This window comes from Paenibacillus sp. J31R120, from assembly GCF_056269225.1.
Map to the genome: position 1 here is coordinate 740,086 of NZ_JBWDNN010000001.1, position 22,879 is coordinate 762,964.

Annotated in this window: 24 protein-coding genes; 23 read left to right on the plus strand and 1 reads right to left on the minus strand. The window is 53.8% G+C overall.

Going from position 1 to position 22,879, the window contains the following annotated elements:
- Position 1: 1 nt before the first annotated feature.
- The 16 genes from rpoZ (at position 2) to spoVM (ending at position 15,276) form a co-directional block, all read left to right on the plus strand.
- The gene (rpoZ, locus tag AC0YNW_RS03330) at positions 2 to 211 is read left to right on the plus strand and encodes a DNA-directed RNA polymerase subunit omega (RefSeq protein ID WP_119798088.1); all 210 of its coding nucleotides are present in this window, start codon (positions 2 to 4) and stop codon (positions 209 to 211) included.
- 382 nt (positions 212 to 593) lie between these two features.
- A complete protein-coding gene (locus AC0YNW_RS03335; RefSeq protein ID WP_475830737.1) occupies positions 594 to 1,031 on the plus strand; it encodes a DUF6157 family protein in 438 nt (145 codons plus the stop codon).
- A 411-nt stretch (positions 1,032 to 1,442) separates the two neighbouring features.
- Positions 1,443 to 1,631, plus strand: coding sequence for a hypothetical protein (locus AC0YNW_RS03340; RefSeq protein ID WP_387474490.1), 189 nt, complete (start codon positions 1,443 to 1,445; stop codon positions 1,629 to 1,631).
- A 309-nt stretch (positions 1,632 to 1,940) separates the two neighbouring features.
- Positions 1,941 to 2,465, plus strand: a complete 525-nt coding sequence (locus AC0YNW_RS03345) for a YfiT family bacillithiol transferase (protein WP_387474492.1) — start codon at positions 1,941 to 1,943, stop codon at positions 2,463 to 2,465.
- Positions 2,466 to 2,517: 52 nt separating this feature from the next.
- Positions 2,518 to 3,732 (plus strand): bifunctional phosphopantothenoylcysteine decarboxylase/phosphopantothenate--cysteine ligase CoaBC, encoded by a 1,215-nt coding sequence (gene coaBC, locus AC0YNW_RS03350; RefSeq protein ID WP_475830738.1) that lies wholly within the window; start codon positions 2,518 to 2,520, stop codon positions 3,730 to 3,732.
- A complete protein-coding gene (gene priA, locus AC0YNW_RS03355; protein ID WP_475830739.1) occupies positions 3,729 to 6,215 on the plus strand; it encodes a primosomal protein N' in 2,487 nt (828 codons plus the stop codon). The genes coaBC and priA overlap by 4 nt, the downstream gene beginning before the upstream one ends.
- Positions 6,216 to 6,251: 36 nt before the next feature.
- Positions 6,252 to 6,737: a peptide deformylase gene (gene def / locus AC0YNW_RS03360; protein ID WP_387474498.1), complete on the plus strand. Its 486-nt coding sequence runs from the start codon at positions 6,252 to 6,254 to the stop codon at positions 6,735 to 6,737.
- A gap of 3 nt (positions 6,738 to 6,740) precedes the next feature.
- Complete coding sequence (fmt, locus tag AC0YNW_RS03365) at positions 6,741 to 7,688, plus strand: methionyl-tRNA formyltransferase (protein WP_475830740.1); 948 nt, start codon at positions 6,741 to 6,743, stop codon at positions 7,686 to 7,688.
- Positions 7,685 to 9,184 carry a 16S rRNA (cytosine(967)-C(5))-methyltransferase RsmB gene (gene rsmB / locus AC0YNW_RS03370; RefSeq protein ID WP_475830741.1) on the plus strand — a complete coding sequence of 500 codons (1,500 nt, stop codon included), beginning with the start codon at positions 7,685 to 7,687 and terminating at the stop codon, positions 9,182 to 9,184. The genes fmt and rsmB overlap by 4 nt, the downstream gene beginning before the upstream one ends.
- A 114-nt stretch (positions 9,185 to 9,298) precedes the next feature.
- Positions 9,299 to 10,345 carry a dual-specificity RNA methyltransferase RlmN gene (gene rlmN / locus AC0YNW_RS03375; protein WP_387474504.1) on the plus strand — a complete coding sequence of 349 codons (1,047 nt, stop codon included), beginning with the start codon at positions 9,299 to 9,301 and terminating at the stop codon, positions 10,343 to 10,345.
- Between the two features lie 7 nt (positions 10,346 to 10,352).
- A complete protein-coding gene (locus tag AC0YNW_RS03380; protein WP_475830742.1) occupies positions 10,353 to 11,123 on the plus strand; it encodes a Stp1/IreP family PP2C-type Ser/Thr phosphatase in 771 nt (256 codons plus the stop codon).
- Complete coding sequence (gene pknB / locus AC0YNW_RS03385) at positions 11,120 to 13,213, plus strand: Stk1 family PASTA domain-containing Ser/Thr kinase (protein WP_475830743.1); 2,094 nt, start codon at positions 11,120 to 11,122, stop codon at positions 13,211 to 13,213. Before AC0YNW_RS03380 ends, pknB begins: the two co-directional genes overlap by 4 nt.
- Complete coding sequence (gene rsgA / locus AC0YNW_RS03390) at positions 13,188 to 14,132, plus strand: ribosome small subunit-dependent GTPase A (RefSeq protein WP_475830744.1); 945 nt, start codon at positions 13,188 to 13,190, stop codon at positions 14,130 to 14,132. The genes pknB and rsgA overlap by 26 nt, the downstream gene beginning before the upstream one ends.
- Positions 14,133 to 14,137: 5 nt before the next feature.
- Positions 14,138 to 14,797 carry a ribulose-phosphate 3-epimerase gene (rpe, locus tag AC0YNW_RS03395; RefSeq protein WP_387474512.1) on the plus strand — a complete coding sequence of 220 codons (660 nt, stop codon included), beginning with the start codon at positions 14,138 to 14,140 and terminating at the stop codon, positions 14,795 to 14,797.
- Complete coding sequence (locus tag AC0YNW_RS03400) at positions 14,794 to 15,063, plus strand: hypothetical protein (RefSeq protein WP_387474514.1); 270 nt, start codon at positions 14,794 to 14,796, stop codon at positions 15,061 to 15,063. Before rpe ends, AC0YNW_RS03400 begins: the two co-directional genes overlap by 4 nt.
- Positions 15,064 to 15,195: 132 nt before the next feature.
- On the plus strand, positions 15,196 to 15,276 hold the full coding sequence (spoVM, locus tag AC0YNW_RS03405) for a stage V sporulation protein SpoVM (RefSeq protein ID WP_010345573.1): 81 nt from the start codon (positions 15,196 to 15,198) through the stop codon (positions 15,274 to 15,276).
- Positions 15,277 to 15,371: 95 nt separating this feature from the next.
- Here spoVM and rpmB read toward each other — a convergent pair whose 3' ends face one another.
- A complete protein-coding gene (gene rpmB / locus AC0YNW_RS03410; protein WP_068683988.1) occupies positions 15,372 to 15,560 on the minus strand; it encodes a 50S ribosomal protein L28 in 189 nt (62 codons plus the stop codon).
- A 252-nt stretch (positions 15,561 to 15,812) separates the two neighbouring features.
- On the opposite strand from rpmB, the gene AC0YNW_RS03415 reads away from it, so the two are divergent.
- The 7 genes from AC0YNW_RS03415 (at position 15,813) to AC0YNW_RS03445 (ending at position 22,697) form a co-directional block, all read left to right on the plus strand.
- Positions 15,813 to 16,172 carry an Asp23/Gls24 family envelope stress response protein gene (locus AC0YNW_RS03415; protein ID WP_116043323.1) on the plus strand — a complete coding sequence of 120 codons (360 nt, stop codon included), beginning with the start codon at positions 15,813 to 15,815 and terminating at the stop codon, positions 16,170 to 16,172.
- Positions 16,173 to 16,229: 57 nt separating this feature from the next.
- A complete protein-coding gene (locus AC0YNW_RS03420) occupies positions 16,230 to 17,966 on the plus strand; it encodes a DAK2 domain-containing protein (protein ID WP_475831260.1) in 1,737 nt (578 codons plus the stop codon).
- A 33-nt stretch (positions 17,967 to 17,999) separates the two neighbouring features.
- The gene (locus AC0YNW_RS03425; protein ID WP_387474517.1) at positions 18,000 to 18,854 is read left to right on the plus strand and encodes a DegV family protein; all 855 of its coding nucleotides are present in this window, start codon (positions 18,000 to 18,002) and stop codon (positions 18,852 to 18,854) included.
- 10 nt (positions 18,855 to 18,864) lie between these two features.
- Positions 18,865 to 20,916 carry an ATP-dependent DNA helicase RecG gene (gene recG / locus AC0YNW_RS03430; RefSeq protein WP_475831261.1) on the plus strand — a complete coding sequence of 684 codons (2,052 nt, stop codon included), beginning with the start codon at positions 18,865 to 18,867 and terminating at the stop codon, positions 20,914 to 20,916.
- Between the two features lie 82 nt (positions 20,917 to 20,998).
- Positions 20,999 to 21,286, plus strand: coding sequence for a stage VI sporulation protein F (locus AC0YNW_RS03435; RefSeq protein WP_387474519.1), 288 nt, complete (start codon positions 20,999 to 21,001; stop codon positions 21,284 to 21,286).
- A gap of 76 nt (positions 21,287 to 21,362) precedes the next feature.
- The gene (locus AC0YNW_RS03440) at positions 21,363 to 22,145 is read left to right on the plus strand and encodes an SDR family NAD(P)-dependent oxidoreductase (RefSeq protein ID WP_475830745.1); all 783 of its coding nucleotides are present in this window, start codon (positions 21,363 to 21,365) and stop codon (positions 22,143 to 22,145) included.
- A gap of 36 nt (positions 22,146 to 22,181) precedes the next feature.
- Entirely contained in the window at positions 22,182 to 22,697 is a 516-nt protein-coding gene (locus AC0YNW_RS03445; RefSeq protein WP_475830746.1) for a DUF3841 domain-containing protein, read from the plus strand.
- Positions 22,698 to 22,879 lie beyond the last annotated feature (182 nt).

Consider the following 22,879-nt stretch of genomic DNA (forward strand, 5'->3'; position numbering starts at 1 on the left):
AATGTTGTACCCATCCATTGATGAAATGGTGAAGAAGGTAGACAGCAAATACACGCTTGTCGTAGCCGCTTCCAGAAGAGCGCGCATGCTGCGCAACGGGGAGAAGTCCGAACTGGTCAACCCGCGTTCGCATAAGTATGTTGGCGTAGCGCTTGAGGAGATTTACGGCGATGTGATTCAAGTGGAATCGCTTGGAGCGAAAGACGAATAGCACGGCAGATTAATCAAAGCATGAGGTGTGAACTGGCGACAGGGATACACCTCTTTTTTTGTCTGGATAGTCATATATGTATGGTGTAAGTTCTGTAGGAGAAGGACAATATGTAGTCGGGGGGGATCAGGCGTGGAAGGATACATAATTGTGATGGTTTTGGTTGCATTATTTTTCCTGATTTTAAGTTTGGTCATTCGTGGTGCAATAGATAATTCTGTTATGTCGAGGAAAATCGATAGTCTGATCTCGGAAATCACAGAACTTCGGAAAGAGGTTCATGAGAACAAAAAACATATTATAGATAAACGAGTGTAACCAGGCAAAAGATCCATTTGTTCAACTTCGTCTACCAATCGATTTCTGACAGGAGCTGATCGTTATGATTCGACATTGGACCAATATGTTTGTGGCTGTGGCGCCGGACTGTCCGGTTGAGATGGGAGTTGAGCCGGTATCGAAGCGGGAGAGCAAGCCGGCGCATGTCATTCAGTATGAGTTATTGTCCGCTCAGCCCTATCGATTTACTTTCGAGGAGCAGCTGTTCGAGGTGTACTTCCGGCACAAGGGCTTTGATTCCGATATGCCTGAGGACGAGAGATTCCGGTTGCGGGATGAGCTGCTGGCGAAGAGCCATCCTTGCATGAGAGCCTCCCAGCTGCCGAAAAAGTTCGGCTGGGGTGTTCATTATAATGATCAAGGAAAGATCGCGATCTACGGAATGGAGTCCGAAGCGTACCAGAAGCTGCTGGATGCGGCTAAGAACGACGAACATATGGAACTCCAGACGGCCGTTAGAAGCAGCAGAAAAACGAAGTAGGTTTACAATCTGCGATCGCGGTGTAAAGATTCTAATCATCAAGGCTAGTGTAATAGACGGATTAGCGTTGTGAGAAACGACTAATTCCTCGAAGTTGGGGAAAGCGGCGAAATAGCGTTGTGAGAAACGACTAATTCCTCGAAGTTGGAGAATATGGCGGAATAGTGTTGTGAGAAACGACTAATTCCCCGAAGTTGGAGGATATGGCGGAATAGTGTTGTGAGAAACGACTAATCCTCCTGGCGCGCAGCTGACGAGAGGTATAAGCGGTTCTATACATGCCTGGGGTTCACATAAATGGAATTAAGTGAAATGAAGATCAAAAAAGTCAACTTGTCTCTCAGACCGAACGTCTTTATGAAATAACGGTATAGATGGGTCAATTTATTTCTGGCAGGGGGCGGCGGTCAAATGTCTGAGGAGAAACGCGATATCCAGGAGCTGAAGCAGCAGATTCATGCGCTAGAGAAGCAAGTTCAGACCTTGAAGAATACGAGCAAGGGACGTTCTTCTGTACAAAATTTCTTCCTGGCCTTTGTAATCGTATTCGTAGTCGTCTTGATATCGATTGGTGTTGTTCATTTCATAAATCAACAATAAGTAATGATCATCGGCTGCCAATACGCTGTCTAGTTTTTGGCTCGCATTATGATATGATAAAGAAAGAATGCAACTTTTCCGCTGTTGCTCCGCCAATCGCAATAATCGCACTATGCAACGCTACCCATCTTGCCCCATACAAGTGCATCCGCTATCTTACACATAAACAGAAGCTGCAGATGATGATGCCAGTTTTGTATCACAAAACGTTTGGTCCTAAGCTTATGAAGTCCGTTGTGACTCACAGTACTTTAAGTTTGGACTTGCGAAGTCAGTTTTGTATCACAAAACGTTAAGGAGGAGTTTATCATGGAGCAATTGCGTTATCCCAATGGCAGGTTTTTGTTCGAGGGTATGTCACCCGTACAAATGGAGAAGTGGATCAGCGAAGTAGAGAAGCTGCCTGGCGAGCTGAGGGCGGCAATCGAAGGACTGAACGATGTGCAGCTCGATACTTATTATCGGACGGGAGGCTGGACGGTCAGGCAAATCGTGCATCATCTTGCGGATGCCAGCATGAACATGTTCTCCCGATTCAAGCTTGCATTGACTGAATCCAACCCGACGATTAAGCCGTTCAACGAGGAAAAATGGGTGAACACGGCGGATTCCCTGAGTACAGCACCGGATTCAAGCTTGCTTATTATTGACGGAGTGCATACGAGAACCTCGCTGCTGCTTCGATCGTTGGAACGAGCTGATTTTGAGAAGGAATTTTATCATCCCGAGAAGGGAAGCCAAATGAAATTATCCTTCTTACTCGCTTATATGGCTTGGCACGGCAGGCATCATGTCGCTCATGTTATGAGCTTGAGAGAACGAATGGAATGGTAACCAACTATCCGCCTTGCAGAAGGCGGATGTTTGATGAATAGGAGTTGGCAGCATGATAGCAGGAAAACGAATTATATTAGGCATCACCGGAGGCATCGCAGCCTATAAAGGCGCCGCGTTATGCAGCAAGCTGGTTCAGGCTGGAGCGATCGTGCATGTCATCATGACGAAGTCCGCTACTGAATTTATTACGCCGCTGACGCTGCAAACACTGTCACGCAATCCGGTTCATATCGATACATTCGACGAGCGCAATCCGGAGGTGGTTACGCATATTCATTTGGCCGACCATGCGGATCTGATCGTGATTGCGCCTGCCACTGCGAATTTCATGGCTAAGCTTGCTAATGGGCATGCGGACGATATGCTGAGCACGACGCTGCTTGCGGCGACTTGTCCGATCCTGGTTGCACCGGCTATGAATGTGCATATGTATGAGCATCCTGCAGTCGTGGATAACATGGAGCGGCTGGCTGCGCGCGGGGTCATGTTCGTGGAGCCTGGAACAGGCCAGTTGGCTTGCGGATATGTCGCAAAGGGGAGATTGGCCGAGCCGGAAGATATCGTAACGGCCGTTGGCGCTTGGTTCTCGCAGAACCAAAAGCTGAAAGGAAAAAAAGTAGTCGTGACGGCAGGCGGCACGATGGAGCGTCTGGACCCCGTTCGTTACTTGACGAACGACTCCTCGGGCAAGATGGGCTTCGCGATTGCGGAAGCCGCCCGATTGATGGGCGCCGACGTAACGCTAATCGCCGGACGTACGACAGAGCCGCCGCCGCAGGGCGTCAAGGTAGTGCGGACGGAATCTGCGGCAGATATGCTGGATGCTGTTACGGCACAATTCCAAGAGGCGGATATCGTGGTGAAAGCAGCGGCTGTCGCGGATTACAGGCCCGTCTTGGTTCATGAGCAGAAGCTGAAGAAAGTCGGTGAGCGGCTGGTGCTTGAGCTAGAGCGCACAACGGATATTTTGGCGACGATCGGCGAGCAAAAAACGCATCAGTTTCTGGTTGGTTTTGCTGCGGAGACCGAGCATCTGGCACAATACGCCATGGATAAGCTGCGTAGAAAGCATTGTGATTTGATTATTGCGAACGATGTCAGCCGGGAAGGTGTCGGCTTCAATGGTGATACGAATGCAGTGGAAGTGTATGGGCCGGAGGGGCTGATCGAGTCTTTGCCGCTTATGTCGAAGCGGGCGACTGCGGTCAGGCTGATGGAACTGATCATCGAACGGATAGCTGCAGGCGGTGGAAGCCGGTTATGATTGCCAAAGTGATTGTTGACGTGCCGAGCCGCCAGACGGATCGGCCGTTTGATTATGAGGTGCCTATGGAGATGCAGCCATGGATCGAAGTGGGCAGCCGGGTAGGCGTTCCCTTCGGCGGACGTGTGCTGCAAGGCTTCGTCATAGACATAGCGGAATCTGCTTCGGTAGACAGGTCTCGCTTGAAGCCGGTAGCCGAGCTGCTGGACGCCGTTCCGCCCCTGCTGCCGGATATGATTGAGCTGTCCAGGTGGATGAGCGACAAGTATTGCTGCTCATGGACACAAGCGCTGCAAGCGATGATACCGGCTGCATTGAAGGGGAAGGAAGAGAAGAAAATCGGCTTGGCTGATCCAGCGGACGTCGGCATGCTGTCTGACGAGCTTGTAGAGTGGATGGGAAAGAGCGACGGCCTTGTGAAGCTGGATGCTCTTCTTGCCCGTTTCCCGGAGCATACGATTTCCGTGAAGCAAGCGCTCAGCGACGGAACGCTGCTCCAGCAATCTTCTATAAAGGACAGGCTGTCGGTCAAAAAAGTACTGACGGTTTCCTTGCCGGAATCAAGACTCGGCTTGGAGCAGGCGCTAGAGCTCGTTCCCGCACGCGCGGCCAAGCAGCGCGAGGCGCTGACCTTCATGTATGATCATGGCGTGGCGATGCCGCTGCAGGACATGGTTCAGGCGTCGGGTGCTTCGGCGGCAAGCATAAAGGCGCTGGTCGAAAAAGAACTGCTTGAGCTTCGCGAGGTAGAGAGCGGCCGCGATCCTTATGCCGACCGGAACTTCAACCGCACAAAGCCGCTGCCGCTTATGGATGGGCAGCAAGCCGTGTTTGACCGCATCATAGGTTCGCTGGATGAAGGCGAGGGCCGGACGATGCTGCTGCACGGCGTAACGGGAAGCGGCAAGACAGAGGTCTACCTGCAATCGATTCAATATTGTCTGGAGCAGGGACGGCAAGCGATCGTGCTGGTGCCGGAAATCTCGCTCACACCCCAGATGGTGGAGCGTTTCAAGGGACGCTTCGGCGAAGCCGTCGCCGTATTGCATAGCCGCTTGTCTAGCGGCGAGCGGTTCGACGAGTGGCGCAAAATCCGAAGCAAGCGGGCAGAAGTGGCCATCGGCGCAAGGTCGGCGATATTTGCCCCGTTCGACCGTATCGGCCTCATTATTATTGATGAAGAGCATGAGTCATCCTATAAGCAGGAGGAAAGCCCCAAATACCATGCGCGTGATGTGGCTGTAAGAAGAGCAAAGCATCATGGCGCGACTGTCATTTTAGGCTCGGCTACGCCATCTATGGAGTCTTATGCGGCAGCGAAACGCCCTATCTCTCAGTCAAGCGGGGCGGCTTCGGCGCTCTTGCCAATGCCGGAGCGGGTAGGAGGCCGTCCGATGCCGGAGGTTGAGATCGTTGACATGCGTGAGGAGCTGAGGGGCGGGAATCGCTCCATGTTCAGTCGCAAGCTGCATGCCAAGCTTCAGGATAGGTTGGAGCGCGGCGAACAGGCGGTGCTGCTGCTTAACCGCAGAGGTTATTCGACCTTCGTCATGTGCCGCTCTTGCGGACATACGGCATCTTGTCCCCATTGTGATATCTCGCTTACTTATCATCAGAAAACTAGAGTGTTGCGCTGCCACTACTGCGGTCACGCGGAGCAAGCGCCTGCGGAATGTCCGGCTTGCAGCAGCGAGCATATTCGTTACTTCGGCACAGGCACACAGCGGGTGGAAGAGGAGCTCGCCAAGCTGTTCCCCGGCATTCGGGTCATCCGCATGGACGTGGATACGACGACAGAGAAGCATGCGCATGAGAAATTGCTGAAGCGGTTCGGAGAACGGCAAGCTGATGTGCTGCTAGGCACGCAAATGGTAGCTAAAGGGCTCGATTTCCCATATGTTACGTTAGTAGGCGTTATTGCGGCGGATACGTCGCTACATCTTCCCGATTTTCGCGCGGCAGAGAAGACATTCCAGCTGTTGACACAGGTCGCCGGAAGGGCGGGCAGGCATGAGCTGGAGGGCGAAGTGGTCATTCAAACCTACACGCCTGAGCATTATGCGATTACGACAGCACAGCAGCATGATTATGCGGCCTTCATCAGCGAGGAACTGCGGCACCGCTCAGTGATGGGATATCCGCCGTATTGCCGGCTGGTGCTGGTGACGATGTCGCATGAGCAGCTTCCGCTGCTGGTATCGGTAAGCAGCCGGTTTGCGGTCGAGCTGAAGGAGCTGGCCGAGCATGAGGGCTTGCTTGCACCGCTTGGAAGCGGGCTCCCGAGGGCGCTTGAAGTGCTCGGTCCCGTCGCTTCTCCAATTGCGAGAATGAAAGATCGCTACCGCTTTCAATGTGTGATAAAATATCGTGGTAGCATCGACGCATCCGCGCTCGTCCGCCGCGCTCTCCAGCCGTTCACGGAAGGGGCGCCGCAGAAAAACGTGATGTTCAGCGTCGACGTTGATCCCCAGGTCATTTTATAAAAAATCGATAGATATTGAGTAAAGGAAGGGAACAACATGAGTATTCGTTTGATCGTGAAGGAACCGGATCCGGTATTGCGCGAAGTAGCCAAGGAGGTTACGAAGTTCAATGACAATCTGAAGAAGCTGCTGAAGGATATGGCGGAGACAATGTACGACGCCCAAGGCGTCGGCCTTGCGGCTCCGCAGATCGGTATCTCCAAGCGTGTGATTGTCGTGGATGTAGGAGATGAGAACGGGCTGGTGGAGATGGTTAACCCGGTGATCGTGGAGCAAGAAGGCGAGCAGCTTGGTCCGGAAGGCTGCCTGAGCATTCCGAATCTGAACGGCGAGGTGCGCCGGGCGGATCGTATCGTAGTTGAAGGGCAGAACAGCAGCGGCGAGAAGCTCACCGTGAATGCGAGCGGATACTTCGCGCGCGCGTTCCAGCATGAGATCGACCACTTGAACGGCATCTTGTTCACGGATTTGGCCGAGAGCGTCTATGATATTTCGGAGATCCCGAGAAAAGGCGGCGAGTAATTGATGCGTATCGTATTTATGGGGACGCCGGACTTCGCCGTCCCTTCCTTGCAATTGCTCGTTTCAAGCGGCTATGAAGTGGTCGCAGTCGTAACGCAACCGGATCGGCCGAAGGGCCGCAAAAAAACGTTGACGCCGCCCCCTGTCAAGGAAGCGGCGTTGTCGTTTGGTATACCCGTATTGCAGCCTGAACGGATGAGAAATCCGGAGGCTGTTTCCCAATTAGCGGAATATAAGCCGGATTTGATCGTGACGGCCGCATACGGACAGATTCTGCCGAAAGCTGTACTGGAGCTTCCGCGTCTCGGCTGTATCAACGTGCATGGCTCGCTGCTGCCGAAGTACCGGGGCGGAGCGCCGATCCAGCGCTCGATTATAAACGGGGAGCCTGAGACGGGCGTAACGATCATGTATATGGCGGAGGGACTGGATACGGGCGATATGATCAGCAGAGTCGCGCTGCCGATTCTGGATGAAGATACGTCGGGGACCCTATTCGAGAAGCTGAGCGCTGCTGGCGCCAAGCTGCTGGGCGAGACGCTGCCGTCCATTATAGACGGTACGGCCAAGGCTGTGCCGCAAGCGGAGGCAGAAGCTACATATGCGCCGAACTTGAGCCGCGAGGATGAGCGAATCGATTGGGCTAAGCCGGCAAGAGCGTTGTTCAACCAGGTCAGAGGCTTGTCGCCGATGGCGGGAGCCTTTACCTATTTGAACGGCGAGGTGTTTAAGGTTCGCGCATGCGAGGCCTTGCAGGGACGAAGCGGGAATGCGGAGCCGGGCGAAATCGTATCTGCCGACGCGGAAGGCATTGTAGTGCAGACTGGTGAAGGCAGGCTGTTGCTGAAGGAGATTCAGCCGGCAGGCAAGCGCGTAATGGCTGTATCGGAGTGGATCAAGGGAGCGCGGATGGAACCGGGCACCAGCTTCGGTGAAGGAGAAGCGCAATGAGCGGCGGCGATAACGGGCGTCCGGCAGGCAAAGGCGGTCACGCTCCAAGCAGAACGTCACATGGCAGACGCCCCCGCAATGGAGGGCGTAATGGAAACCAGCCGAAGACAGACGCGCCGAAGCGCAAAGCCGTAACGCCTAGAGAGCTGGCGCTCAACATCTTGGTGAAGGTGGCAGAATCCGGCGCTTACAGCAACATTCAGCTGAACCGGTCGCTGCAGGATTCCGGCTTGTCCAGGCAGGATGCGGGCCTTGCGACGGAGCTGGTGTACGGCACGATCAGCCGGCAAGCTACACTGGATCATTGGTTGTCCAAATTCGTGTCCAAGGGTCTTCACAAGCTGGACAAGTGGGTGCATCAATTGCTGAGGATGAGCGCCTACCAGCTGTTGTTCCTGGATCGAATTCCGACGCATGCAGCCGTGAACGAAGCGGTGGCTATCGCCAAACGAAGAGGGCATACAGGGATATCGGGCATGGTGAACGGCGTACTTCGCAGCATGGACCGGAGCCGTGCGGATCTGGTGTTGTCTGCGATTCAGGAGAAGACGCCGGTCGCTACAATTGCGCTTAGACATTCCTACCCGGAGTGGCTTGTGGCGAGATGGGTGGCAGCATACGGAGCCGAGACAGCCGAGGCAATATGCGCAGCGGGCAATGAGCAGCCGCATGCCAGCATTCGGGTGAATCCTTTAATGGGCAATCAGGAAGAACGGCTGAAGCAGCTTCAGGACAGCGGGGTACATGCGGAGCCTTCCGCCATTGCGCCTTCCGGAATCGTGGTATCAGGCGGGGGCAACCTGGCCGATACAGAGGGCTTCCGGCATGGCTTATGGTCCTTGCAGGATGAAAGCTCCATGCTTGTCGCAGAGGTTGTCGCCCCCAAGGCGGGAATGAAGGTGCTGGACTGCTGCGCTGCGCCTGGCGGCAAGAGCTCGCATATGGCTGAGCTAATGGATGGAAAAGGCAAGGTATGGGCCAACGATTTTCATGCACATAAGCGGGAGCTGATTACTTCGCAGACCGAACGGCTGAAGCTGCGCAACGTGGAAGCGGTCGTCGGCGATGCGATGACGCTTTCCGAGCGATTCGCTCCGGAGTCGATGGACGCTGTCTTGTTGGATGCGCCTTGCTCCGGCTTCGGCGTCATCCGCAGAAAGCCAGAGATTAAGTGGACGAAGACGGAAGGCGATATCTCGGAGATTGCCGGGCTGCAGCGCCAGCTTCTGCATCGCGTGAGCGGATTGGTTCGTCCTGGTGGCACGCTGGTTTACAGCACATGCACGATGGAGAAAGAGGAGAACGAGAGCCAGATTGAAGTTTTCCTGAAGGAGCATCCCGAATTCAGGCTGGATGCGGACTGGCCGGATGCCATTCTGTCCAATCTGCGGGCTGCAGGCGTGATTGGTGATGAGTTTGACGGTCAATTGCAGCTGCTTCCGCAGCATTTTGGCAGCGATGGGTTCTATATTGCGCGCATGGTTAAGGCGCACTGACGCGGCTTCTGGCTGAGGTTGGGCGTTTGTGGTAAAATAAATCGACAACGGCCCTCGTGAAGCTGGAGTAGTCATAGTTGAGGCCGTTCTACAATAAAATACAGGTGTGATGAGATGAAACCGATTATTTATGATTATACGCTGGACGGATTGAGAGATTGGATGAAGGAGAATGGCGAGCCTGCTTTCCGCGGGGACCAGCTGTTCGACTGGATCTACGTCAAGCGCGTGAAGAGCTTCGAGGAGATGACCAATCTGCCGAAGCCGCTTCGCGAGAAGTTAGACGAGCAGTTCCAATTCGTCACGCTTACGGAAATTACAAAATTCGAATCCAGAGACGGAACCGTTAAATTCCTGTTCGGCTTGCATGACAATCATGCGATCGAGACGGTAATTATGCGCCACAATTACGGCAACAGCGTCTGTGTAACGACACAGGTCGGCTGCCGGATCGGCTGCACGTTCTGCGCCTCCACGCTGGGCGGGCTGAAGCGCAATCTGACCGCTGGCGAGATTGTCGCTCAAGTCGTGACTGCCCAGCAGATGCTGGATGCGAGCGGCGAGCGGGTATCGAGCATCGTCATCATGGGCTCAGGCGAGCCGTTCGAGAATTACGACGCTACGATGACATTCCTTCGGAACATGATTCACGAGAAGGGGCTGAATATCGGCCAGCGCCATATTACGGTATCGACAAGCGGCATCGTGCCAAGCATGTACAAGTTCGCCGATGAGAATACGCAGATCAACCTGGCGCTGTCGATCCATGCGCCGAATGATAAGCTGCGCTCCAAGCTGATGCCAGTCAACAGAAGATTCCCGTTTGAAGATGTTATCGAGGCTTGCCACTACTATATTGCCAAGACGGGCAGAAGAATCACGTTCGAGTACGCGCTGATCGGCGGAGTCAATGATCAAGCCGAGCATGCGCAGGAGCTGGCGGATGTGCTGAAGGACATGCTATGCCATGTCAACCTGATTCCAGTCAACCATGTGCCGGAGCGCAATTACGTTCGAACACCGCGCGAGGATATCTTCGAATTCCAGCGCATACTTGAGCGCAACAAGATCAACGTGACGATTCGCAGGGAGCAAGGCCATGATATCGCTGCCGCTTGCGGCCAATTGAGAGCGAAACATATGGAGTCCACGACGAGGTGATGAACCATTGTTAACGGCAAACCGCAGTAATGTCGGACGAGTCAGGCATGTCAACGAAGACCAGTCATGGGTGGGTCAACTGGATAATGGCGTAACGCTGGCTATCGTTGCTGACGGCATGGGCGGCCATCAGGCCGGCGATGTCGCCAGCGAAATGGCGGTGGGCGCCTTTCGCAGCGTGCTGGAGCAGCATGCCGCGAAGCCTGACTTAACCGAGCAGGAAGGGAAGATGTTGATCCGTCAGGCGATAAGCGAGGCGAACGAGACGATCTACGCCATGGCGGCCAGCAATGAACAATATCATAATATGGGCACGACCATTGTAGCCGCATTGCTTCATGCCAATAGCGCCATTATTGGGCATGTCGGCGACAGCAGAGCCTACAAGGTGACCAAGGATGCGATTCAGTTGCTTACGATGGATCATTCGTTGGTCAATGAGCTGGTGAAGTCCGGCCAGCTTACGGATGAAGAAGCCGCCAATCACCCGCGTCGCAATGTGCTGACCCGGGCCATCGGGACCGATCCCCAGGTGGAGATCGACGTCCAATCGCTGGCATGGTCTCCGGAGAACGTGCTGTTGCTGTGCAGCGACGGATTGACCAATATGGTTAGCGAACAAGAGATGCATGCTGTTGTTGCCGGCGAGGAGAAGGGGCTCGAAGGCAAAGCGGATCATCTCATAGGGCTGGCGCTCGAAGCAGGTGGGGACGACAATGTGACAGTCGTGCTCCTGCAGGAAGCTGCCGGTGCTAAGCGGGAGGAGGGCTCACTATGATCGGACATGATTTAGGCGGTCGTTATGAGATATTATCGAGAATCGGCGGCGGCGGAATGGCGCTTGTATATAAGGCCCATGACGTCCTGCTTAACCGGAATGTCGCCGTCAAGGTGCTGCGCCAGCAATTCGTGAATGACGAAGAGTTCATTCGCCGATTCCGCAGGGAGGCGCAGTCAGCAGCAGCCCTGTCCCATCCCAATGTCGTTAGTATCTATGATGTCGGGCAAGAGGAAGATACGCACTACATTGTGATGGAATACGTGGAAGGCAGCAACCTGAACGAAATCATTCAGGAGCGCGCGCCCCTTCAGGCTGAAGAAGCTGTCAGAGTCGCCGTCCAAATCTGCGATGCGCTGGATCATGCGCATCAGAATCATATTATACATCGTGATATTAAGCCTCATAACATACTTATTGGCAACAACGGGCGGGTGAAGGTAACCGACTTCGGCATTGCCCGCGCGGTCACCTCGACGACCATTACGCAGACAGGCTCTGTCCTCGGCTCCGTTCACTATTTCTCGCCGGAGCATGCGAAAGGCATCAATACGGGAGAGAAGTCTGACTTGTATTCGCTTGGCATCGTCTTATACCAGATGCTGACGGGCAAGCTGCCGTTCCTGGGCGAAAGCCCGATCAGCGTAGCGCTGAAACATCTGCAAGAGACGTTCGAGGACCCGCGTGAAGTTAATCCTCATATTCCGCAAAGTGTGGAGAACGTGATTCTCAAGGCGATGCGTAAAAATCCGAGCGAGCGGTACGACTCCGCTCATGAAATGCTGCTTGATCTGGATACTTGTCTGCGGCCGGATCGTCTGAACGAGCCGAAGGCTACGTTCTCGCATTTCAGCGACATGGAGGAGACGCGCGTCATGCCGGCTATCCGAGGAGGCGAGCTGTCTGTGACTAATCATTCGTATAACGATCGCAAAGAACCGAAGCCAAGCGCAACAGACACGAGTGCGAATTGGCAGGAAGAAGGCAATCGCAAAGGAAAAGGGTGGAAAAAGCCGCTGATTGTCGTCGGCGTCACCTTGGCCTTGCTGGCGCTTATTATCATTGGCTTTATGTGGGTGCTTGACAAATTCGAGACGGAAGAAGTCGATGTGCCTTACGTGGTCGGCGATACGCTGGAGGATGCCAGAGTCAAGCTTCAGGAAAAGGGCCTGCGCGTGGAAGACCCAGTGACAAGGGAGCCTAGCCGGGATGTACCGAAGGACCAAGTTATGGAGCAAAGCAAGAGGAATATGAAGGTTAAGTCGGGAACATCAATCGCATTGACCGTCAGCGATGGTCCGGAGATGTCGACGTTAAGAAATTACGTCGGCCAGTCCATCAAGATCGCCAAAGAGGAATTAAATACACTAGGCGTCACGGATGACCGCATCCGAATCAAGGAACAGAACAGCGAGGAAGCTGCTGATACGATTCTGGAGCAGACGCCGGCTAATGGAGAACAATTCGATCCGGAAAAGGCGGAGATTTCGTTCACAGTCAGCATCGGCCGCGAGACGGTCGAGATGATTGATCTGACCGATTACAAGCTGTCGGCAGCGCGGCAATGGCTGAAGTCGATGGAGCTTGTGCTGGAAGAAAGCGATATCTCATACGTCCCGAGTTATATTCACGCAAAGGATCATATTATTCAGGTAGATAACGCTAATCCATCTGATAAAATACCGAAAGGCACCCCAATCAAGTTGACCGTCAGCTCCGGCATCCCGTCGGATGCCAAGAGCGGGTCCTATAATGTCACCATCTCACCAGCCAGCCTGGATAAGCCGAGCGAAATCCGAATCGATTATTCGGACGCACGAGGAGATGTGAAGGGCGAGACGCGTTCCATTAACGGAACGGTTACGATTCCGGTAACACTGGTGCTGTCGCCGGATACGATCGCGACGGTCTCGGTATACCGTGACGGACATTTCGTGGATACCGTCAATATCAATTACAATCAGCTGGAAGGAGCGCCGGGCATGAATATCCCTGGCGCAACGCCGCCTCCTGTTGAAACCAACAATCCTGAGGAACCGGCAAATGCGGAGGTAGACCAATTCAATGGCGAAAGTGAAGGAGAGCATTAAGACAGAGCAGGCTTCGGGCAGAATCGTCAAGGCGCTTAGCGGCTATTACTACGTCAGGGCTGAAGGGGATTCCCCTGATTCTCAGACTGTGCAGTGCCGTGCTCGGGGCGTATTCAAGAAGCGGGGGCTCACGCCGCTTGTAGGCGATGAAGTGCGTTTCAGCTTGACGGAGAATGGGGAAGGAACAGTAGAGGAGCTGCTTCCCCGCTCCTCAGAGCTGATCCGTCCCCCGGTCGTGAATATCGACCTGGCTATTCTTGTTTTCTCGGTAACGGAGCCTGTCTTGAACTTGCAGCTGCTGGACAAGTTTCTTGTGCATATTGAACATGCGGGCATTCCTGCGGTCCTCTGCTTAAGCAAGCAGGATTTGGAGACGGAAGGCGGCTTTGCGGAGGAAGCTGCTTCTGCCGCTTCTGCCGTCAACCGTATTTATCGCAAGCTCGGCTACGAGGTATACGGGACAAGCTCTCGCAAAGGAGCTGGCATTCAGGAGCTGAAGGAACGTCTGAGGGGCCATCTGGCCGTATTCGCCGGCCAGTCTGGCGTTGGCAAGTCCTCACTTCTCAATGCTCTTGTGCCCGGTCTGACGCTGGAGACGAATGAGATCAGCAATCGATTGGGACGGGGCAAGCATACGACAAGACATGTCGAGCTTATCAACGTCGCAGGCGGCTATGTCGCGGATACGCCAGGCTTCAGCCAATTGGACTTTGGAGAGCTTGGCATTGATGATCTAAGCTATTGCTTCATCGAGATGCGAGAGTTGTCGCCGGATTGCAAGTTCCGCGGCTGCACGCATGTTCATGAGCCAGGCTGCGCCGTGCTCGCCGCCCTGGAGGCGGGCGAAATCGAGCAAAGCCGATACGATCATTACGTTCTGTTCCAGACAGAGATGAAAGAGATGAAACGGAGGTACTGACAACTATGACTATTATCGCTCCTTCTATACTATCAGCGGATTTTGCGCGACTGGGCGAGGAGATTCAGGCAGTGGAAAAGGCCGGTGCCGACTGGATTCATGTGGATGTGATGGATGGCCACTTCGTACCCAATCTGACCTTCGGCCCGCCTGTCATCGGGGCGGTTCGTTCGGTAACAACTTTGCCCTTCGACGTTCATCTGATGATTGAGCGTCCGGAGCTGTCTCTGGCCGATTATATCGCAGCCGGGGCGGACCGGATTACGGTTCACGCAGAGGCGTGCGTCCATCTTCATCGTACGATTCATGCCATTAAGGAGAAGGGCTTGCCTGCGGGAGTCGCGATTAATCCCGCCACGCCGGTCTCTGTGCTGGAGCCGATTATCCATGATCTGGACCTGGTTCTGATCATGACAGTGAACCCGGGCTTCGGCGGACAATCATTTATTCCTTATTCGCTGGTGAAGCTTCGTCAAGTTCGGGAAATGCTTCAGGAGCGCGGCTTGCAAGGCGTTGATCTGCAAGTAGACGGCGGCGTCAACCGCCAGACGGCTGGAGCAATTGTTGAAGCGGGCGCCAATGTGCTGGTAGCTGGCAACGCCGTATTCGGAGAAGTGGACCGTGCGGCTGCCATAGCAGCGCTGAGGCCAGGGGGACAGGCATGAATGAGACCGTAAAGACCAGTCTGGTCGTTATGTTCTATTCGCTGCTGACGGGCATTTGTATGGCGCTGTTCACGCAGATTGACGGCTTTGTGAAATTTTTGTTTTCATTGCTCGCCCTTTATATCGGCATTCGTTATTTCCGTCGGTTCGAGACGGTCGGCATGCGCGTTCTCTATATTGTGCTTGCACTGGTCTTTACCTTTATTACGATTCTCAGCTTTGTCGTGTATACGTTCCAACAACAGAACCCCGAGCTTTTTCAATAGGACAATTCATAATCCCCTCCCTTAGAGCGCTTGCAATGGAATAGGACAATGATCCTTCGCATAGGATGGTTACATGAGCGCAGGATGTGTCACGGAACCATTTCATGAGCGTGTCTGAGGAGGGATGAAGGCATGAAATTTTATACGATCAAGCTGCCGAAATTTCTGGGCGGGTTTGTTAAAGCGATTTTGAACACGTTCCAAAAAAATTGATCCCGACGCCGACGCCCACGGAATAGGCCAGGGTGGCAGGAAAAAAATAAAAGCACCTGAGATTCAGGTGCTTTTGTCTATGGCGCGAGCCATTCTTATACGCGAGTTACTTTACCGGATTTCAGAGCGCGAGCGCTCACGTATACGCGCTTAGGCTTGCCATCAACGAGGATGCGAACCTTTTGCACGTTAACGCCCCAAGAACGACGAGTTTTGTTGTTAGCGTGGGATACGTTATTGCCTTGACGCGGCGATTTGCCAGTCAGATAACATTTGCGGGACATGACTACACCTCCTTCAAAATTTGTGAAGCAAACTTCGCTGCATTAGCGTTAGTTTTAGAAATTGGATTCCAACGTTCGTTTCACATACACATGTATCATTAAACACACTCGAATATCGTATCATAAACATAGCGCCTATTCAACCCAATTCTAAGGATTGTTCGTCATTTTTCATGTACAGACTTCAATAACGGACATGTTTATAGTACAATGGTACATAGTCCATAATATACTGTAAGGGAGTGTATTGCCATGACATTACAACTGAATACGGAATTAGGCGCTATTCATGTAACAGACCATTGCATCGCCGTCCTGGCTGGCTCCGCAGCCATGGATTGTTATGGACTTGTCGGCATGGCTTCTCGCAAAGGCTTGAAAGACGGCATTGCAGAGCTGCTAGGCAGGGAGAACATGTCCCGCGGCGTAGAGGTTCGGCGCGAGCATGACAAGCTGCATATTGACCTTCACATCATTGTAAGCTACGGAACGAAGATTTCTGAAGTGGCGCATAACATTCAATCCAAAGTTACTTATGTGCTCAATAGCGTGATTGGCTTGCAGGTGGATGAAGTCCATATATTTGTACAAGACGTAAGGGTATCCAGGTAGCAGGAAGGGGAATTTTCATTGGGTAAGCGCTCGATTAACGGATCGGATTTTGCCGCTATGGCGTTGCTGGGGGCAGAGCTGTTGCAGCACAACGCGGAACGCGTAAATGCACTTAACGTGTTCCCTGTGCCGGACGGCGATACTGGCACGAACATGAATTTGACGATGAGCTCCGGCATCAGAGAGCTTCGCAGCAAGCCTTCCGAGCATGTGGGCAAAGCGGCGGAAGCATTGTCCAAGGGACTCCTTATGGGCGCGCGAGGCAACTCAGGCGTTATTTTGTCGCAGTTGTTCCGCGGTTTTTCGAAATCGCTTTCGACGCATAGCGAAGCGTCGGCAGTGGAGGTTGCTGCAGCGTTCCAGCATGGCGTCGATATGGCGTACAAGGCTGTAGTCAAGCCTGTTGAAGGGACGATTCTGACCGTTGCAAGAGAAGCGGCCAAGCATGCCGTTCAATATGCTAGACGGGCAACAGATGTGACCGATCTGATGGTTGAAGTCCATCGGAAGGCGCATGAAGCGCTGCAACGCACGCCGGATCAACTGCCGGTGCTGAAGCAGGTTGGCGTTGTCGATTCCGGAGGACAAGGGCTCGTATACATCTATGAAGGCTTCGTACGTAGTCTGACCGAGAGCGAATCCGGCGGCTACCAGGAGCTGTTCCAATTGCCGTCCGAGGCAGCCTTGCCGGAAGAGGTGGCTGTACCGTCCGCAGCGAAAGTGGAGCGCAGGGGCGTGCCTAGCTCCGCGCAAGCCCTGTTGTCTACGGAAGATATCGAGTTTTTATATGACATGGAATTTTTTATTAATCGTACACGTACTGGTTCCACTGCGATGTTTTTTGATGAATCCGCTTACAAAAAGTTATTGGAGAGAGACGGCGACTCCATTCTCGTTATTACCGATGACGACATTATTAAGGTGCATGTCCATTCCCGCAAACCGGGCGATGTGCTTAACGCTTCGCTGCCGTACGGCGAGCTGACGGATATCCACATCCTGAACATGCGCGAGCAGCATCGCGATATTGTGGCGCACGATACCGGCGCTTCAGTCAGCGGTGCCGACCTGTCCTCCGCAGAGCTGCTGGCGGGACAAGCGCTTACGGGAGTTTCGCCGGGCCAGGTATTCGAGCAAGCGCCTTATGGCATCATCGCAGTAGCGATGGGCGACGGCATTGCCGATCTGTTCCTGGGCAGCGATGTCGATACGGTGCTGTCGGGCGGACAGACGATGAATCCAAGCACGGAAGACTTCCTGATGGCGATTGATGCGCTGTCGGCTGAGCATATCTTCTTGCTTCCGAATAATGGCAACATCATTCTGGCAGCCGAGCAAGCGGCAGAGCTAAGCGACCGCAATATTACCGTTATTCCTACACGTACGATTCCGCAAGGCCTTGCAGCGGTATTGGCGTTCAAGGAAGACGAGACGCCGGAGCGCAACGGCACATGGATGAAGAGTGCGGCGGAAGGCGTCATCTCAGGACAAGTGACGAAGGCGGTCCGTGATACCTCCATCGATGGCGTAACGATTCGCGAAGGCGATTATATCGGCATCAAGGAGAAGGCGATTGTCGTATCCCATATGGACCTGCTGGCTTCTTGCCAAGGCTTGCTGGGCAGCATGCTGGCAGACGGAGGGGATCTGCTGACGGTGTTGACTGGAGACGAGTCGACAGACGAGCTGACTTCCGCTATATGCGAGTGGGCAGAGGAGCAATACCCGGAGCTTGAAATTGAGGTTCAGCATGGCGGACAGCCGCTTTATCCTTATTTGTTCGCTGTAGAATAGGTGACCTATCATCGATGTTTGGGAGGGGATTAGATGGGTAAAGTACGCATTGTGGCAGACAGCACATCGGATATACCGGCAGAGGTTCGCGAGCGTCTCGGTATTTCCATGGTTCCGCTGAAGGTGCTGTTCGGGGAAGAGACGTATACGGACTCCATTACCATCCAGGCTGACGAGTTCTACGAGAAGCTGAAGGCGTCGCCGATTCTGCCGACGACTTCTCAGCCTTCACCGGCCGAATTCTCGGAGCTGTACGAGCGTTTGCTCGACGAGGACCCGGATTCGCCGATCATCTCGATTCATCTGGCTTCGATCCTAAGCGGCACTTATCAATCCGCGTTTATTGCGGAATCCATGCTGGAACGTGAGGCTGATGTGACGGTCGTCGATTCCAAATCCGCGTCGTACGGTATCGGTCTTCAGGTGGTGAAAGCGGCCGAGATGGCGCAAGCCGGAGAAAGCAAGGAACGGATTTTGGAGGAAATTGAGCGCATCCAGAAGGATCTGCAAATTTATTTCCTCGTAGACAGTCTTGAATTCCTGCATAAGGGAGGCCGTATCGGCAGAGCTTCGGCGCTGATCGGCTCGATCTTGAATATTAAGCCGATACTCTCGCTCGACGAGAACGGCGGCGTCTACTCTGTGGATAAGGTGCGCGGCAGCAAGAAAGCGATGGCGCGTATTGCAGAGATGCTGAAGGAGAAGTTCGGCGATGAGCCGGTCGGTCTCATTCTGGCGAAGACGGATAATAAGGAAATAGCGGACGAGCTAGGTAATCGGGTGAAAGAAGCGATCAATGTGAAGCAGGTTGGCTATACGACAGTCGGCTCGGTCATTGGCGTACATACGGGTCCGGGCACATCTGCCGTATTCGTCTACAGGGTGTGAATGAGGCATGATGAAGCTGGATCAAATTTCAGTTCGACAACTCAAAGGCGTGAGCGCTCTGAAAGAAGGGGAGCTTCACGCCTTTGGCGTTCGCACAATAGCCGATCTGCTGGGGTACTTCCCATTTCGATATGAGGATTACCGTGTTCGTGAATTATCAGAAGTGAAAAACGGGGAGAAAGCAACCGTGCTGGGCATTATTCGCGGCAACGGCATGTTGCAGCGCTATGGCAGAAGCAAGTCTCGCCTCACTTGCAAGATTGAGGTGGGCGGTATGCTTGTGACCGCAGTATGGTTCAATCGCCACTTCTTGAAGGAGCAGCTGACGCCAGGCCGTGAAATTATGCTGACCGGCAAGTGGGAGCAGCACCGGCTGCAGATGACCGTATCGGATTCTGAATTCCCCGACAGCGCCAAAAACTCGAAGTCGGGCTCGCTCCAGCCCGTCTATTCCATCGGGGGCAACATTACACAGTCATGGATTCAGAAGATGATTGCAGCGGCACTGGAGCAGTATGGGCCGATGGTGGAAGAAGTGCTCCCGTATGAGCTTGTAGAGAAGCACGGACTGATGACTCGCGCGGAAGCGTTCAAGCTGCTGCATATGCCCGGCGACTTCCGCAAGGGTCAGGAAGCACGCAGACGGATGGTCTATGAGGAGCTTTTTCTCTTTCAGCTGAAATTACAGGCCTATCGCTCGCTGAATCGAGTCCGAAATGACGGCATCGCTTTCCGTATTGAGAGTGAGACCATACGCTCCTTCGCCGCGACACTGCCATTCGAGCTGACGGACGCGCAGAAGAAGGTCGTCAACGAAATCCTGACGGATATGCGCCGGGGTTACAGCATGAACCGCCTGCTGCAAGGGGATGTCGGCTCGGGCAAAACGGTCGTGGCGGCGATTGCGCTGTACGGCGCGGTAAAGGCAGGGCATCAAGGCGCGCTTATGGTGCCGACGGAGATCCTGGCAGAGCAGCATTCGAAGTCGCTCCAGCGTCTGTATGACGGCCTCGGCTTGCAGGTTGGCTTGCTGACGGGCAGCTTGACGGAGCGGAAGCGCAGAGACCTGCTGGCGAGCTTGCAAATGGGGCTCATCGATGTCGTAGTGGGCACGCATGCGCTCATTCAGGAAGGTGTGTTTTTCCGGAGCCTTGGTCTTGTCGTGACGGACGAGCAGCACCGTTTTGGCGTCAATCAGCGCAGTATTCTGAGGCAGAAGGGGATGAATCCCGATGTGTTGACGATGACGGCGACGCCAATTCCGCGGACGCTGGCCATTACGGCTTATGGCGATATGGACGTCTCGACGCTGAAGGAGATGCCGCGCGGACGGAAGCCGATCAAGACGTATTGGGTCAAGCATGGCTCCATGGAGCGTGTGCTGGGATTCATTCGCAAAGAGGTCGATTCCGGGCGGCAGGTGTATGTCATCTGTCCGCTTATCGAGGAATCGGAGAAGCTGGATGTGCAAAATGCGATTGATCAGTATGTCCAGCTTCAGCAAGCCTTCCCCGACCTGAGGATTGGCCTGCTGCATGGCCGTCTGACAGCAGCGGAGAAGGATGCGGTCATGTCCGAATTCGGCGCGAATGAGTCGCAGGTGCTTGTCGCGACGACAGTCGTAGAGGTAGGCGTCGATGTGGCGAACGCTACGCTGATGGTCATTATGGATGCTGAGCGCTTCGGCTTGTCGCAGCTTCATCAGCTGCGCGGACGGGTTGGCCGGGGCGAGCACCAGTCGTATTGCGTGCTCGTCGCCGATCCGAAGTCGGAGAACGGGCGCGAGCGGATGAAGGTCATGACGGATACGACCGATGGCTTCGAGGTTGCAAGGCGTGACCTGGAGTTGCGCGGTCCCGGCGACTTCTTCGGCACGAAGCAGAGCGGCCTGCCGGAATTCCGCGTTGCGGATATGGTGGCCGATTACGAGGTGCTGGAGATTGCGCGCGAAGATGCGGGAAGGCTGACGGAACGGGAAGACTTCTGGAGCAATGAATCTTTCTCGCGCCTATGGAGCATTCTCCGGCAGGATCAATTATTTCAGGGCGAGCAGCTGGACTAGGCAATTATTGCGCCCCTTCGGCATATAGTTAGTTCATGTGGAACTATGGAGAAGGAATGCGGAAGCGGAGGTGCGTCAGCCGGTGAGCTACCAGAATTACGGCATTAAGCCGCAGTTAGTCGAGCGCGTGAAGCTGAAGATGAAAAATCCTGTCGTGAAGGACCGGATCAGGCAATTGCTTGGGCATGTGACCAAATACGATTTGCAGGACCGCGTCAAAGTACGCAAGCTGGTGAAATCAGCCGCTGTCATATTGCAAGAGAAATTATCGGATACACAAGAGGATCAGGTCATTAATTTTGTGCTTGCGCAAAAGATCGATCCCAATAATACGTTCCATTTGCTGAAGCTATGGGGCATGTTCCGCTGACCTTAAGGGGTCAGCTTTTTTTTGTGATATGATTAGGGTGGCATATATACTTTGCGATGGATAAGGAGTTGTGTTCATGGATCTCGGATTAAGGGATAAAGTGGCGATGGTAACGGGCGGCAGCAAGGGCATCGGGCTGGAGACGGCGCTGACGCTGGCTGCGGAAGGCGCGAAGGTTGCTATTGTGGCACGTAATCTGGAAACGCTGCAAGCAGCGGCTGAGCGGATTAAAGAAGCGACAGGGGCCGAGGCGCTGATTATCTCGGCGGATATCTCTGTGGAAGCGGAAGCGCGGGCAGCTGTAGAGCGCACGGCAGAACATTTTGGCGCTATCGACATTCTGGTCAATAACGCAGGCACATCCGCAGCGAAGCCATTCGAAGAGGTGGACTCGGAGAGCTGGGACACGGATCTGGATCTGAAGCTGCTTGGTCCGGTACATAGCTCTAAAGCCGCTATACCACATATGCGCCGCCAGGGAGGCGGGGCGATTCTGAACGTGACGGCGATCAAAGGAAAAGCGCCATCCGCATCATCGCTTCCGACCTCCGTCAGCCGTGCAGCGGGACTCGCGCTGACTAAGGCGATGAGCAAGGATCTGGCAGCGGACAATATCCGGGTCAACGCGGTATGTATCGGACTGATCCGCAGCGACCAGATCGAGAAGCATTGGAAGGCATCGGCACCGGAGCTTACGTGGGACGAATTCGCAGCTGATCCTCGCCATAACATTCCGCTGGGGCGGATTGGGCAGACGAAGGAAGCCGCTAAAGTCATCACGTTCCTTGTCTCGGGGGCGGCTTCTTATGTGACGGGTACAGCTGTTAATATTGATGGCGGGGCTTCGGCGGTGTTGTAACAGGAAATTTCGAATGACCGAGAGGCAGAATTCACCATGAAGTATTGGACCATTCAAACCGTGGAAGCTTGGGATCAAGCACAAGCAAATGGATTCTTAGAGGGGAACCCTGAATATGTATGGCAGGATTTCATGCGAAGTTACGGATGGATGATCGGTCAAATGATAAAGCGGATGCCGCGCTATGAAGGCGGATTTCCGGTATGGTTATGGACGAAGCGCCCCGATCTGCGATACAGCGGCAAATTGCCTAAGGGTGAAAGAGGCGTATTGCTTGAGGTCCAGCTCGATGAGGACGAAGTACTGATTTCCAACTTTATGGCATGGCATATCGTGCTGAATGATCATTTTCTTGCGCTTACGGAGCGTGAGGATCAACGGTATGACCAAGGTTTATTGAGAATGACCAAACAAGAGAGCTGGGAGAGAATCTTCGATTATGAAGAGCTGCGACGGTATGATTACTGGAGCGGGGAAGAGAATCTTCAGGCCGTTGCCGGAACGATCAGACTGGATAAAATAAAGCTGCTGAAAGAGTTTGCGGCGAGATAACTCACTTAGCTCTGAGCAGACAATAGGAGCTGCTTTCTTCTGATTATCGAAATTGACGGGTATTATGGCCAAGCTTATCTGACAACCGATCGTGACTATTCGTTAGCGGAATTGTCCGGTCTGTACAATCGGTTCCGCAGCGAAACCGCTTCGGTTCGTGAGCTGGCTAGACTGTTTTGCGA